The sequence below is a fragment of the Bacteroides caecigallinarum genome (assembly GCF_016902295.1).
GTDB classification, from domain to species: domain Bacteria; phylum Bacteroidota; class Bacteroidia; order Bacteroidales; family Bacteroidaceae; genus Phocaeicola; species Phocaeicola caecigallinarum_A.
Map to the genome: position 1 here is coordinate 1 of NZ_JACJLQ010000012.1, position 14,020 is coordinate 14,020.

Below are 14,020 nucleotides of genomic sequence, written 5' to 3' on the forward strand. Positions count from 1 at the left end.
AGGACTCGCTTTTCTATTGTACAAACAGGGCACTGGCATCTGTAGGTACGAACTTATTTGTGAATTACTCATATGTATAAAATTAATTTTGAATAGTTACTTAATATTTTACTTATATCACTTTTAGTTTACATAGGATTGATATTGGTTAAGAAATCAATCCGTGTGCGCACACAAAGGTACGACTTATTTTTATAATACCAAAAAAAGTTGTAATTTTGTGACGAATTTTTTATCTCCTACACAACTCAATCCTAAGCATATATAATAAGGTATAGAAAATGAAAGAAAACAAGTCTGAAAGAATACGTATAAAGGATATAGCCCTAAAAGCAGGTGTATCTGTTGGAACAGTCGATAGAGTCATACACGGAAGATCAGGCGTTTCAAAATCAAGCAAAAAGAAAGTTGAAGAAATTCTTGAACAAATGAATTACCAGCCCAATATGTACGCCAGTGCATTGGCTTCAAACAAAAAATATAACTTCGCCTGTATTCTTCCGTCACATACCCAAGAGGATTACTGGATAGATATAGAAGCCGGAATGGAGCATGCAGTATCTGTATATAAAGATTTCAATATCAGACTTAACATAATGTATTATGACCAGTATGAACCAGGAGCATTTGCTCAAGTAGGAATGAAAATGCTTGAGACAATGCCTGATGGTGTAATTATGGCGCCAAGTTCTGAAGATGAGACAAAATCGACAGCGCTTGAACTCAATGCAAGGAATATTCCTTACGTTTTTATAGATTCGAATATCAAATCACTCTCTCCACTGAGTTTCTATGGACAGAATTCCCACAGCAGCGGATATTTTGCAGCCAAAATACTAAGTCTTATGGCCGAAAAGAATGATTCTGTAGTTATTTTCCGACTGATTTACGGCGGAAGACTCGGCTCAAACCAGCAAAGAAACCGTGAAGAGGGATTCAGAGAATACATTAAGAACAACTGCCCCGGCATCAAACTTTATGAGCTGGATTTCTACGTAAACAAGCCTGAGGACAATGAAAAAATAATGGAAGAATTTTTCGCAGCTCACCCTGAAATTAAATGTGGAATAACTTTCAATTCGAAGGCTTATATCGTAGGAGAATATATGCAAAAGATAAATCGAAAAGACTTCAAGATGATTGGATACGATTTGCTGAGAAGAAATGTGAAATGTCTCAAAGAAGGCAGTATAGAATTCGTAATAGCCCAACAGCCTACAGAACAAGGACAAAGTTGTATAGAAACGCTGTTTGAACATCTTATATTAAAGAAAGAAGTCAAGCCATACAATTATATGCCTATATCTCTCATCTCGAAAGAGAATATGGATTTTTACCTTGACGCACATGTAAGGACAAACAATATCTGAATTGTATAATGAATTTAAACAAACTTACCCCTATTATAAATAAGCCAAGTGGTGCGGCGCTAATGCCTCTTGTGGTATTTCTATGCTTGTATCTGGTGACATCATTAATAGTAAATGACTTTTACAAGGTACCAATAACTGTAGCATTTCTTGTTGCATCCATTTATGCTGTAGCGACAACCAAAGGGCTTAGCCTGAATGACAGAATAATACAGTATTCAAGCGGTGCGGCAAACAAAAACATAATGATGATGATATGGATTTTCATACTGGCAGGAGCTTTCGCACAGTCTGCCAAAGCTATGGGAGCCATAGACGCCACAGTAAACCTTACGCTTCATCTATTACCAGGAAGCCTACTGCTTGCAGGTGTATTCCTTGCGTCATGCTTTATTTCGCTGTCAATAGGAACTTCCGTTGGAACAATAGTAGCATTAGTTCCCGTTGCTGTAGGAATAGCTTCAAAAACTGATGTAGGGATACCTTTTATGACAGCACTCGTAATAGGAGGAGCTTTCTTCGGCGACAATCTCTCATTTATATCGGACACCACAATTGCCGCAACAAGAACGCAGGGTTGCCAAATGAGAGATAAATTCAAAATGAATATGCTTATAGCCCTACCTGCAGCTATTTTGGTATTTGCATATTATATATTCTATGGTAATAATGTAGAGGCACTTACTTCCGCCAACGTCATAGAATGGGGAAAAGTTATACCTTATATAATAGTACTTGTTACCGCTATTGCCGGTCTGAACGTCATGCTCGTATTACTGCTTGGAATAATATCAACAGGAATTATCGGTATGGCATACGGTACTTTCGACCTCTTCGGATGGTTCGGCTCAATGGGGCAAGGTATTACCGGTATGGGTGAACTTATAATTATAACCCTCATGGCAGGTGGAATGCTGGAACTGATACGATTCAACGGCGGTGTGGACTATATTCTCCATAAACTGACCAAAAAAGTAAACGGTAAACGTGGGGCCGAATTCAGTATCGCGGCATTGGTAAGTCTGGCAAATATGTGTACGGCAAACAATACGATTGCAATTATTACCGTAGGACCGCTGGCAGCTGAAATTGCTGATCAATACAAAATAGACAAAAGGCGAAGCGCAAGCATACTTGACATATTCTCATGTGTGATTCAAGGTATTATACCATACGGAGCGCAAATGCTGATAGCAGCCGAACTGGCTTCCGTCTCACCGTTAAACATCATCGAATATTTGTATTACCCTATAGTTCTATGTATATTCGCTATACTTAGTATCATACTCAGAATACCAAAAACTGTATAATTCAATTTATACAACGACACATCGAGTAATAGTTTATACTGACTTTTTTCACAAAAAGAAGTATAAAACATTTGTATAATTAAAAAATAACATCTACCTTTGCACCGCAATTAAGGATGGTTCCGTAGCTCAGCTGGATAGAGCAACGCCCTTCTAAGGCGTGGGTCCTGCGTTCGAATCGCAGCGGAATCACTTAAATGCAGACAAACATAATAAGGATGGTTCCGTAGCTCAGCTGGATAGAGCAACGCCCTTCTAAGGCGTGGGTCCTGCGTTCGAATCGCAGCGGAATCACAAAAAAGAGAAAATCAAAAGGCAGTGCCAAATGATTTTCTCTTTTTTGTTTTTATCAAGCGGCAATCACTCCATATTGTCGCGGATGAATTTCTCTATCTTGTCGAAAGGTATCAATTCCATATTGTCGTACATATCAACATGGCTTGCTCCCGGAACAATGAGCAACTCCTTATTGTTACCCTTAAGCTTCTTGAAGGCATCTTCAGAGAAATAGCGCGAATGGGCTTTCTCGCCGTGGACAAGCAAAACCGCGCTTCGTATCTCGCCGCTATAAGCCAGCAGTGGAGTATTGATGAATGAGAGCGATGAAGTGACGTTCCACCCGTTGTTAGAGTTGAGCGAACGTGGATGATAGCCGCGCGGAGTCTTGTAGTAAGCATAATAATCCTTAACGAACTGAGGCGCATCTTCAGGCAGCGGGTCAACCACACCACCAGCCAGAGCGTATGTTCCATTCTTGACATCAACGGTACGCTGTTCGTTAAGTTTCTTGCGGAGTTCATAGCGTGCATCCTCGTCCATGGAATCGAAATATCCGTTTGCCGTCACACGGCTCATGTCGTACATGGTCACTGCCACAGTAGCCTTTATTCTGGTATCAATGGCAGCCGCATTAATAGAGAATCCTCCCCAGCCGCATATACCTATTATTCCTACTTTAGCAGAATCTACATCCTGACGTGTCATCAGATAATCCACCGCAGCACTGAAATCCTCGGTATTGATGTCAGGCGATGCAACGTAACGTGGTTCTCCCCCACTCTCGCCTGTGAAAGATGGGTCGAAAGCTATTGTCAGGAACCCGCGTTCAGCCATTGTCTGTGCGTAAAGTCCGGACGACTGTTCCTTCACAGCACCGAAAGGACCGCTCACAGCCAATGCAGGCAACGGACCTTCCACGTCTTTAGGACGATACATATCTGCAACGAGAGTTATGCCGAAACGGTTCTTGAACGACACTCGTTCTGTCACGACTTTATCGCTTGGCACGAAAGTCTTCTTGTCTTGCGCATTTAGATTTGTCATAGCACTTATTATTAGAATTTGAACAATTAAAAGTAGTTTTATCTTCATATTGGTATATTTATTGAAACATTAGGAAAAATAGTTGTCTTTCATATTCAGTGAAGCCAGCCCGCAGATAGAGTGATACGTTCGTGTTACACGCGTTGCACGACTGTGTTTCGCGCGTTACACGTTCGTGTTACGGTCGTTACACGTACGTGTAACGCTAATTTATTACAGGAGTTTCTGATATTCTGCCAGCAAATTCAGAAAAACACTATATCTTCTTGATGAAGCGTGCAGGCACTCCGCCTACTATGGTTCCTGCCTCTACATCCTTTGTCACCACAGCTCCGGCAGCTATCACGGCATTGTCGCCAATAGTCACTCCCTGAAGTATAGTAGAGTTTGAGCCTACCCACACGTTCTTGCCAAGAACAATCGGAGCAGGATAAGTAATGCCACGTTCCTCCGGCTGCAATCCGTGATTGAGAGTGGCAAACACCACATTATGACCTATCTGGCAGCCGTCGCCGATAGTCACACCTCCATGATCCTGAAAATGACAGCAGGCATTTATGAAAACATTTTCGCCCACATGGATATTCTTCCCGAAATCAGAATAGAATGGAGGAAAAACACGCAGCGATTCAGGCACTTTATATCCGAACAGTTCGGAAAGCAATTCTCTCACCTCTTCCGGAGTGTGATAAGATGAGTTCAGACGGAATGTCACACGGCGAGCCTCCTCGCTCATCTCGCCCATAAGAGCGTGTATCTCGTCTGTGCCCAGCGCCTTACCGGTCTTTACCCATGATAAAAATTCGTTTAAAAGCATATCTGTTATAATATATATTGATTCATGATACAAAAGTACATTATACACTCCGACAACCCTGTATATGGATTACGGCTCTTTGTACCAATTTTACCGAATGTTGCCAATACGGATAATATGTATTAAATTTGCTACGGAACACAAATTATTCGTAGCATGAAACAGGAAGTTATAAAAATTGACACAGTAAAGAAATTCAACGATATATTCGGACTGGAGACCATGCATCCAATGGTAAGCGTCATCAATCTGTCCGAAGCCACCCGATGGCCGGAGACTCTAACCGTAAATTATGGTATATACGCCGTTTACCTGAAAAAGACGAAATGCGGCGATCTGACCTACGGACTTCAGGAATACGATTATCAGGAAGGAACAATTGTATGTTTCGCACCGGGACAAGTAGTAACATCGTACATGAATTCTGACACCAAACCGGAAGGATACGGCATTCTTTTTCATCCGGACTTTATACATGGTACAAATTTAGGCAAGGAAATAAAGAAATATTCATTCTTTTCGTACAACTCGAAAGAGGCACTGCATCTTTCGGAAGAAGAAAGAAAGATCATTATAGAATGCTTTGGCAATATAGAAAAAGAGCTTAAAAACAAACAGGACAAACACAGTAACAGAATAATAACGACCAACATAGGACTCATGCTCGACTACTGCTTGCGTTTCTACGACAGACAGTTTGAAACGCGAGAAAAATCGAACAAAAATGTAATCGTGCAGTTCGAACAATTACTCGACGATTATTTCGAGAGCAAGGCTCCGGTAGAAAACGGATTGCCTACAGTGAAATATTTTGCTGAAAAAGTTTTTCTGTCACCAAACTATTTCGGCGACATGATAAGCAGGCAGACAGGTAAAACGGCGTCAGAGTATATTCATGGAAAGGTTGTGGACAAGGCGAAAGAAAAGCTCATATCTACACAAATGACAATGACAGAAATAGCCTACGAATTAGGATTCCAGTATCCGCAACATCTGAGCAGAATGTTCAAAAAAGAAGTCGGATGTACACCAAACGAATACAGAATGCAAAGGGTATAAGTTTTTTTATTACTTTTGGGCACGAAAAAGAATAATATTAACATCATTAATAACAAATCTCACATGAAAACAGAACAAGAAAAGCCGACGGGGCTGCCTGAAAACGCGTTCCGTCCGCTTAAACCGGGCGAGAAATATGAACCACTCATGTCGCCTTCAAAAAATTATCCCGAAGTAAACTTGTGGTCAGTAACATGGGGTATTGTAATGGCTGTAATATTCTCGGCGGCAGCCGCCTATCTGGGACTTAAAGTAGGCCAGGTGTTCGAAGCCGCAATACCTATAGCTATAATCGCAGTAGGAGTGTCAAGCGCTACAAAACGTAAGAACGCTTTAGGCGAAAACGTAATGATACAGTCTATAGGAGCTTGCTCCGGAGTAATTGTAGCAGGTGCCATATTCACTCTGCCCGCGCTCTATATCCTTCAGGAAAAATATCCGGAAATGACAGTGAACTTCATGCAGATGTTCATCAGCTCACTCCTTGGAGGTGTACTTGGCATCCTGTTCCTTATTCCATTCCGTAAATATTTCGTAAAGGACAAGCATGGCGAATATCCTTTCCCTGAAGCTACAGCCAGCACACAGGTCCTTGTTTCGGGCGAGAAAGGCGGCGACCAGGCTAAACCTCTTCTCATGGCTGGACTTATAGGAGGTCTGTACGATTTCATAGTAGGTACATTCGGATGGTGGAACGAGAATTTTACAAGCCGTATATGCAGTGCCGGAGAAATGGTGGCAGAAAAATTCAAGCTGGTATTCAAAATCAATACAGGTGCCGCCGTACTTGGTTTGGGATATATAGTCGGTTTGAAATATGCAGCCATAATATGTGCCGGCTCTCTCGTTGTCTGGTTCATAATAGTTCCAGGGTTTGCACTTGTATTCGGCGACCAGGTTCTCAACACATGGAATCCTAACATAGCCATAGCAGTTAAGGACATGTCGCCCGAAATGATATTCAGCGAGTACGCCAAGAGTATTGGCATAGGCGGTATAGCCATGGCGGGTATCATAGGTATAGTACGCTCTTGGGGAATAATCAAAGGAGCAGTCAGCCTTGCGGCAAAAGAAATGGGTGGCAAAAAATCTGAAGGAACCGTAGAACGTACGCAGCGCGACATCCCTATGAAGATTATCGCTTTCGGCTCTATATTCACATTGCTGCTTGTCCTGCTGTTCTTCTACTTCGACGTGATGCAGGGCAACGTGCTTCACACTGTAGTGGCACTTCTGCTTGTGGCTGGTATAGCATTCCTATTTACAACAGTAGCGGCAAACGCAATAGCAATAGTCGGTACAAACCCTGTTTCCGGTATGACGCTTATGACTCTTATCCTTGCATCGGTAATCATGGTGGCAGTCGGACTGAACGGAGCTACAGGTATGGTTGCGGCATTGGTAATGGGCGGTGTGGTATGTACAGCACTGTCAATGGCAGGAGGATTTATCACTGACCTCAAGATAGGTTACTGGCTGGGAAGCACTCCTAAGAAACAGGAAACATGGAAATTCCTCGGAACATTAGTTTCGGCTGCAACAGTAGGAGGAGTAATCATGGTCCTGAACGACTCATACGGATTTACAAGCGGACAGCTCGCCGCACCTCAGGCAAACGCTATGGCTGCTGTTATCGACCCTCTGATGAACGGTGTAGGTGCTCCATGGGCTCTTTACGGAGCAGGTGCTGTACTGGCAATCGTACTTACATACTTCAAGGTTCCTGCTCTGGCATTCGCCCTGGGTATGTTCATACCGTTGGAACTTAACCTCCCTCTTCTTGTAGGTGGTGCCATAAACTGGTACGTGACAACAAGAAGCAAGGACGAGTCAGTAAATCAGGAACGCGGCGAAAAAGGAACACTACTCGCATCCGGTTTCATTGCAGGAGGTGCATTGATGGGTGTAGTAAGCGCAGTGATGAGATATTGCGATATCAACCTTATCAACGAGTCATGGCTTACCAATCCTATGAGCCAGGCAGTATCGCTCGTAGCATACGCACTTCTTATTATATATTTGGTTAAAGCCAGCATGTCTATCAAAAAATAAACTGTTATGAAAAAGAATTTATTGATTATGAGTTTCATTATAATCTCATCAGTCCTATGCGCACAGAAGCCTATAGAAATAAAACTTTGGCCTGACGGTGCACCAAATGATAATGGAATAAAAGAACAAAAGGAAAACAGTCCTCTTTACGTAGCTGAACCTACATTATATATATATCCTGCAGAGAATCCTAACGGAATGGCTATAGTGGCATGTCCCGGAGGAGGGTATTTTACCCTTGCATCAGGTCACGAAGGACATGACATGGCTGCATGGTTCAACAGTTTGGGTATAACCTATTCAGTTCTTATTTACCGCATGCCTAACGGCAACAATGAAGTTCCCCTGAGCGATGCACATCAGGCTATCAGAATAATGCGCGAAAAAGCACATGAATTGAAATTCTCAAGACTCGGAATCATGGGCTCATCGGCAGGAGGACATCTTGCCAGCACAGCAGCGACACATTTCGACGAAAGTACAAGACCTGACTTCCAGATTCTGTTTTATCCTGTAATAACGATGGATAAAAGATACACTCATGAAGGCTCCAGATTTTTCCTGTTAGGCAATAATCCTGACGAGAAACTTGTGGACTTTTACAGCAACGAAAAGCAAGTAACAGCCCAAACCCCACCCGCTTTCATAATGCACAGCAGTGACGACGCCACAGTACCTGTAGAAAACAGCATAAACTACTACATGTCGCTCGTAAAAAACGGAGTTCCAGCCTCACTGCATACCTATCCTATAGGTGGACACGGATGGGGATTCCGCGACGACTTCATCTACAAGAGACAGTGGACCGGCGAACTGGAGAAATGGTTGAGGGAAATAAACAAATAAATATACAGAAAAATCCCACAACTATTTGTAAAACAAAAGAAAAGCAGTATCTTTGCAGCCGCTATTACGAGATAATAGCATAATTCAAATCATTAACATTAAAAATTTAACGTTTAAAAAATGGCAACTAAAATCAGATTGCAGAGAAACGGACGCAAAGGTTATGCGTTCTATTCAATTGTTATTGCAGACGCAAGAGCACCACGTGATGGTAGATTTACTGAGAAAATTGGTACTTACAACCCTAATACCAATCCTGCCACAGTAGATTTGAATTTTGAACGTGCATTACACTGGGTATTGGTAGGTGCACAGCCTACAGACACAGTTCGCAACATCCTTTCTAAAGAAGGTGTTTACATGAAGAAACACTTGCTTGGCGGTGTTGCTAAAGGTGCATTCGACGAAGCTCAGGCTGAAGCTAAGTTCAACGCTTGGAAAGAAAACAAGCAGAACGGTCTTGCCGCTTTGAAAGCAAAACAGGAAGAAGCAAAGAAGGCAGAAGCTAAAGCACGTCTTGAAGCTGAAAAGAAAGTAAACGAAGAAATCGCTAAGAAAGTAGCTGAAAAGAAAGCTGCTGAAGCTGCTGCAAAAGCTGAAGCTGAAGCCGCTACAGAAGAACCAGCTGCTGAAGCTACAGAAGCTCCTGCAGAAGCTTAATTCTTCTACTTGTCTTAAAAGAAATTTTAAAGATGTCTCACTAAGAGGCATCTTTTTTTATATCTATATTATAGCAAAAATCTCATTGGCAATAAAAAAATCATAATAATATAAACATTTTATATATAAAATATTTGATTTTTCTTATAATTTGCTTTATATTTACAATGTGATAAAAATCTATTATTTATGAAAGAACATAATTTAAGCAATGAAGAATGGGAGAGAATCTATAGTGTTATTAAAAACGTCGTCAATAAAATTCCATGTAATCCATGCGACAAAGAAGATTTAATACATGACGTCCTAAAACACGTAATCAAGCGTTTAAAAACAAGTTACAAAGAAGAGGGAAAACTGGAAGCATGGGTTAAAATATTAACAAAAAACTTCTATATAGACAGAATAAATGAAAAACGTAAAATAAATATGGTCTATTTTGAAGACATTAAAGCAACTTTCAGATCACCTCAATATGCCAACGATGATTTAAGGTCAACATTAGCTATAGAAATTGTAATAGAGTCCATAGAAGAACTTGAATATTTGGACAAAGAAATCATTAAAGGGAAACTGAATAAAGAATCAAACGACGAAATTTCAATCAGATTAAAAAAGTGTAGAAATACTATTAAAAGGCATTGGGCAAAGATAAAGAAAACACTGCCATTAATCATCAATAGAAAATTCATTGAAAGGTATGGGGAACCATACATATACATCAGATAATCGTCCTACTGTCGCAATTAAAGCGCATACAACTATAAAATAACAGCAGGCTATATTTATTTCAATTTCGAAAATATAGCCTGCTGTTAAAGTGTATATGTAATTATACTATTGGAGAAATACAGACATAAAAAAGCCGCACCCGAGGCGTGACGAAACTCCGATAGACATGATTTGAGAGCTCATTTCCTTTGTAATCCACCGGCATAAATGCTACCCGAAGGCGTGGCCCGCCATTAGAATATGAAGCTTGTCTCGGTATTTCTTATAATTTGATGAGTTTCCCGATTCTGCAAGTGCGGCTATATTCTTTTAGTATTACAAATATAATACAAAAAATTAATATTACAAAGATTTGCCATCATTTTAATACAAAAAAAGCTGTCCTTCCTACGAAGAACAGCTTTTTCAATAACATTATTCCTTAGAAGCTTAATTAAGCAGCTTTTGCTTTAGCAACAACAGCCTTGAATGCTTCTGGGTGATTCATAGCTAAATCAGCTAAAACCTTACGGTTGATTTCAATACCTGCTTTGTGCAAAGCACCCATCAGTTTAGAGTATGACATACCTTCCAAACGTGCAGCAGCATTGATACGCTGAATCCACAATGCACGGAAGTTACGTTTCTTATTCTTACGGTCACGGTAAGCATAAGTCAAACCTTTTTCCCAAGTATTCTTGGCAACTGTCCATACATTTTTTCTTGCACCAAAGTAACCTCTGGTTAAACCTAAAATTTTCTTTCTTTTTGCTCTTGAAGCAACGTGATTTACTGATCTTGGCATAGTTTTAATTCTTTTTTGAATGAAAGCGCCGATATTTCACAACCGGACTTAAAGCTATTACATTCAGTTAATAATTTAAATGATACAAAATACGCTTTTAAGCTAAAATTACTTCATGCAAAGAAGTTCCTTAACCTGGCTTAAGTTAGAGCTGTGTACTAATCCAGCATGTACAAGGTTTCTTTTTTGCTTTTTAGTTTTCTTAGTCAAAATGTGACTGTGAAAAGCGTGCTTTCTTTTGATTTTACCTGTTCCGGTAAGAGTAAATCTTTTTTTAGAACCGGAGTTAGTCTTGATCTTTGGCATCTTGTTTAAATTTTTAATTATTATTATTCTAAAGGCAATAACGCACTATACCTGCGCGCTATACGCTCTTGTTATTTTATTCTTCGTCCTCTTCAGTCTTTACGGCTTTTGCTTGCGGAGCCTGTGGAGCAGCCTTCTTTGGTGCAGGTCCTTTTTTAGGAGTCAAAGAGATAATCATTCTCTTACCTTCAAGTAACGGCATCTGCTCTACCTTAGCATATTCTTCAAGATCGTTTGCGAAGCGTAACAACAGGACTTCACCCTGTTCCTTGAAAAGGATTGAACGTCCTTTAAAGAATACATAAGCCTTAACTTTGTCTCCGTCCTGCAAGAAACCTATTGCATGTTTAAGCTTGAAGTTATAATCATGTTCGTCTGTCTGAGGTCCGAAACGTATTTCCTTCACATTCACTTTAACCTGCTTAGCCTTCTGTTCCTTAGCACGTTTCTTTAACTGATAAAGGAATTTAGAATAATCTATAATTCTACAAACCGGTGGAACAGCATTGGGTGAAATCTCAACTAAGTCAGCTTCATGCTCTTCAGCCATTTTCAAAGCCTGAGCCAACGGATAAACTGCTGATTCAATATCATCGCCCACTATGCGGACTTCTTTGGCACGAATCTGTTCATTGATTCGATGTTGCCCTTTTAAATTGTCATTCTTCATTAATAACTTTTATTCCAGTTTGAATTACTTTTTATAAATTATTCTTTTTAATAGTTTTTACACCGTTTTCACGAATACTTTCACATATTCATGAAAACGGTTGCAAAGTTACCATTTATTTATCATATTATGAACTTCTTCTGCAATATTTTTTGCAAAATCTTCGATTTTCATGCTTCCTTTGTCGCCTTCACCCTGTTTTCTTACAGCAACTTCACCATTTTCAGCTTCTTTCTCACCTACGATAAGCATGTAAGGAATACGTTTCATTTCGTTATCACGTATCTTGCGGCCAATCTTTTCGTTTCTGTCGTCAACCAAAGCACGGATGTCATATTTCTTGAGTTCCATACGAACCTTATCCGCATATTCATTGAATTTTTCAGAAATAGGAAGAATTGCTACCTGATCAGGAGTCAACCACAATGGGAACTTACCTGCTGTATGTTCGATAAGAACTGCAACGAAACGTTCCATTGATCCGAAAGGTGCACGGTGAATCATTACCGGACGGTGTTTCTGGTTGTCAGAACCCATATATTCCAATTGGAAACGTTCAGGCAAGTTATAGTCCACCTGAATTGTACCCAACTGCCAACGGCGTCCGAGTGCGTCCTTTACCATAAAGTCAAGTTTAGGACCATAGAAAGCAGCTTCACCATATTCGATTTTTGCAGGTAATCCTTTTTCCTGACAAGCTTCGATAATAGCCTGTTCAGCTTTTTCCCAGTTTTCTTCCGATCCGATATATTTTTCGCGGTTCACTTTATCTCTCAATGAAATCTGAGCCTCAAAGTTTTCAAGTCCCATAGAAGTGAACACGATTGAAATGATATCCATTACACGCAAGAACTCGTCTTTTACCTGGTCAGGACGGCAGAACAGGTGAGCGTCATCCTGAGTAAAGCTACGTACACGAGTCAATCCGTGCAACTCACCGCTCTGTTCATAACGACATACAGTACCGAATTCTGCGATACGCAAAGGCAGGTCACGATAAGAACGTGGAGAGTTCTTATATATCATACAGTGATGAGGACAGTTCATCGGTTTCAGGAAGTACTCCTCTCCTTCTTCCGGAGTGTGTATTGGCTGGAATGAATCCTTACCGTATTTAGCATAGTGTCCAGAAGTGACATAAAGAAGTTTGTTACCGATTGGCGGGCACATTACTTCCTGATAGTCATATCTTGACTGGATACGACGCAAGAAGTCCTGCAGACGTATACGTAGAGCTGTACCCTTTGGCAACCACATAGGCAAACCCTTACCTACTGTATCAGAGAACATGAACAAGTCCATTTCTTTACCAATCTTACGGTGGTCACGTTTCTTGGCCTCTTCCAACAAAGTCAGATACTCATCAAGCATTTTCTTCTTAGGGAAAGAAATACCGTAGATACGTGTCATCTGCTTACGGTCTTCCTGGCCTCTCCAGTAAGCACCGGCAACCGACAAAAGTTTAACAGCCTTGATTGGAGCTGTAGAAGTCAAGTGTGGACCACGGCACAAGTCTGTAAATGCGCCCTGAGTATATGTTGTGATATGACCGTCTTCAAGTTCCGAGATAAGTTCGCATTTGTAAGTTTCGCCTCTGTCGCCAAACATTTTCAACGCATCTTCCTTAGAGATACTTTCGCGAACCAATGTCTCTTTCTTAGCAGCCAGTTCTGCCATTTTCTTTTCAATGGCAGGCAGGTCACCTTCCTTGATTACTGCTTCTCCCGGATCCACATCATAGTAAAAACCGTTTTCTATGGCAGGACCGATACCGAACTGTATTCCAGGATATAATTCCTGAAGAGCTTCAGCAAGCAAGTGGGCACTGGTATGCCAAAAAGCATGTTTACCCTGTTCATCATCCCATTTATATAAAACGAACTCAGCGTCCTCATTGATAGGACGGCTTAAATCTATAGTCTCTCCATTTACGCTGCACGCCAACACATCTTGTGCCAGACGTGAGCTAATGCTTTCTGCAATCTGCAGACCGGTTACGCCTTCGTTATATTCACGAACTGAACCATCCGGAAAAGTTATCTTAATCATGATTTTTATATATTAATCTTATTTTTACTCAGTTTTATCCGC

13 protein-coding genes and 2 tRNA genes are annotated in these 14,020 nt (G+C 40.7%); 9 read left to right on the forward strand and 6 right to left on the reverse strand.

Going from position 1 to position 14,020, the window contains the following annotated elements; all coding sequences use genetic code 11:
* Positions 1–281 precede the first annotated feature (281 nt).
* The 4 genes from H6A27_RS05465 (at position 282) to H6A27_RS05480 (ending at position 2,974) form a co-directional block, all read left to right on the forward strand.
* The gene (locus H6A27_RS05465; RefSeq protein ID WP_204507986.1) at positions 282–1,370 is read left to right on the forward strand and encodes a LacI family DNA-binding transcriptional regulator; all 1,089 of its coding nucleotides are present in this window, start codon (positions 282–284) and stop codon (positions 1,368–1,370) included.
* Between the two features lie 8 nt (positions 1,371–1,378).
* Positions 1,379–2,680, forward strand: coding sequence for a Na+/H+ antiporter NhaC family protein (locus H6A27_RS05470; RefSeq protein ID WP_204401241.1), 1,302 nt, complete (start codon positions 1,379–1,381; stop codon positions 2,678–2,680).
* Positions 2,681–2,798: 118 nt separating this feature from the next.
* Positions 2,799–2,872: transfer RNA gene (locus H6A27_RS05475), tRNA-Arg, on the forward strand.
* 28 nt (positions 2,873–2,900) lie between these two features.
* A tRNA-Arg gene (locus tag H6A27_RS05480) sits at positions 2,901–2,974 on the forward strand.
* Positions 2,975–3,040: 66 nt separating this feature from the next.
* On the opposite strand, the gene H6A27_RS05485 is transcribed toward H6A27_RS05480, so the two are convergent.
* The gene (locus tag H6A27_RS05485; RefSeq protein ID WP_239469584.1) at positions 3,041–4,003 is read right to left on the reverse strand and encodes an alpha/beta hydrolase; all 963 of its coding nucleotides are present in this window, start codon (positions 4,001–4,003) and stop codon (positions 3,041–3,043) included.
* A gap of 256 nt (positions 4,004–4,259) precedes the next feature.
* On the reverse strand, positions 4,260–4,820 hold the full coding sequence (locus H6A27_RS05490) for a sugar O-acetyltransferase (protein WP_204401245.1): 561 nt from the start codon (positions 4,818–4,820) through the stop codon (positions 4,260–4,262).
* Between the two features lie 156 nt (positions 4,821–4,976).
* Between H6A27_RS05490 and H6A27_RS05495 the strand changes: the two genes are divergently transcribed.
* The 5 genes from H6A27_RS05495 to H6A27_RS05515 all read left to right on the forward strand — a co-directional run bounded on the left by H6A27_RS05495 (position 4,977) and on the right by H6A27_RS05515 (position 10,166).
* Positions 4,977–5,879 carry a helix-turn-helix domain-containing protein gene (locus tag H6A27_RS05495; RefSeq protein WP_204401247.1) on the forward strand — a complete coding sequence of 301 codons (903 nt, stop codon included), beginning with the start codon at positions 4,977–4,979 and terminating at the stop codon, positions 5,877–5,879.
* Positions 5,880–5,942: 63 nt separating this feature from the next.
* Positions 5,943–7,931 (forward strand): OPT family oligopeptide transporter, encoded by a 1,989-nt coding sequence (locus tag H6A27_RS05500; protein WP_204507988.1) that lies wholly within the window; start codon positions 5,943–5,945, stop codon positions 7,929–7,931.
* 6 nt (positions 7,932–7,937) lie between these two features.
* Positions 7,938–8,777: an alpha/beta hydrolase gene (locus H6A27_RS05505; protein ID WP_239469585.1), complete on the forward strand. Its 840-nt coding sequence runs from the start codon at positions 7,938–7,940 to the stop codon at positions 8,775–8,777.
* Positions 8,778–8,897: 120 nt separating this feature from the next.
* Complete coding sequence (locus tag H6A27_RS05510; protein ID WP_204401251.1) at positions 8,898–9,437, forward strand: 30S ribosomal protein S16; 540 nt, start codon at positions 8,898–8,900, stop codon at positions 9,435–9,437.
* Positions 9,438–9,626: 189 nt separating this feature from the next.
* The gene (locus tag H6A27_RS05515; protein ID WP_204401253.1) at positions 9,627–10,166 is read left to right on the forward strand and encodes a sigma-70 family RNA polymerase sigma factor; all 540 of its coding nucleotides are present in this window, start codon (positions 9,627–9,629) and stop codon (positions 10,164–10,166) included.
* A 436-nt stretch (positions 10,167–10,602) separates the two neighbouring features.
* Here the strand turns inward: H6A27_RS05515 and rplT are convergent, their stop codons facing one another.
* The 4 genes from rplT to thrS all read right to left on the reverse strand — a co-directional run bounded on the left by rplT (position 10,603) and on the right by thrS (position 13,978).
* Complete coding sequence (gene rplT, locus H6A27_RS05520) at positions 10,603–10,953, reverse strand: 50S ribosomal protein L20 (protein WP_072542913.1); 351 nt, start codon at positions 10,951–10,953, stop codon at positions 10,603–10,605.
* Between the two features lie 108 nt (positions 10,954–11,061).
* Entirely contained in the window at positions 11,062–11,259 is a 198-nt protein-coding gene (rpmI, locus tag H6A27_RS05525; RefSeq protein ID WP_204401255.1) for a 50S ribosomal protein L35, read from the reverse strand.
* Between the two features lie 76 nt (positions 11,260–11,335).
* Entirely contained in the window at positions 11,336–11,929 is a 594-nt protein-coding gene (gene infC, locus H6A27_RS05530) for a translation initiation factor IF-3 (protein WP_204401257.1), read from the reverse strand.
* Positions 11,930–12,037: 108 nt separating this feature from the next.
* Positions 12,038–13,978 carry a threonine--tRNA ligase gene (gene thrS, locus H6A27_RS05535; protein WP_204507989.1) on the reverse strand — a complete coding sequence of 647 codons (1,941 nt, stop codon included), beginning with the start codon at positions 13,976–13,978 and terminating at the stop codon, positions 12,038–12,040.
* Positions 13,979–14,020 lie beyond the last annotated feature (42 nt).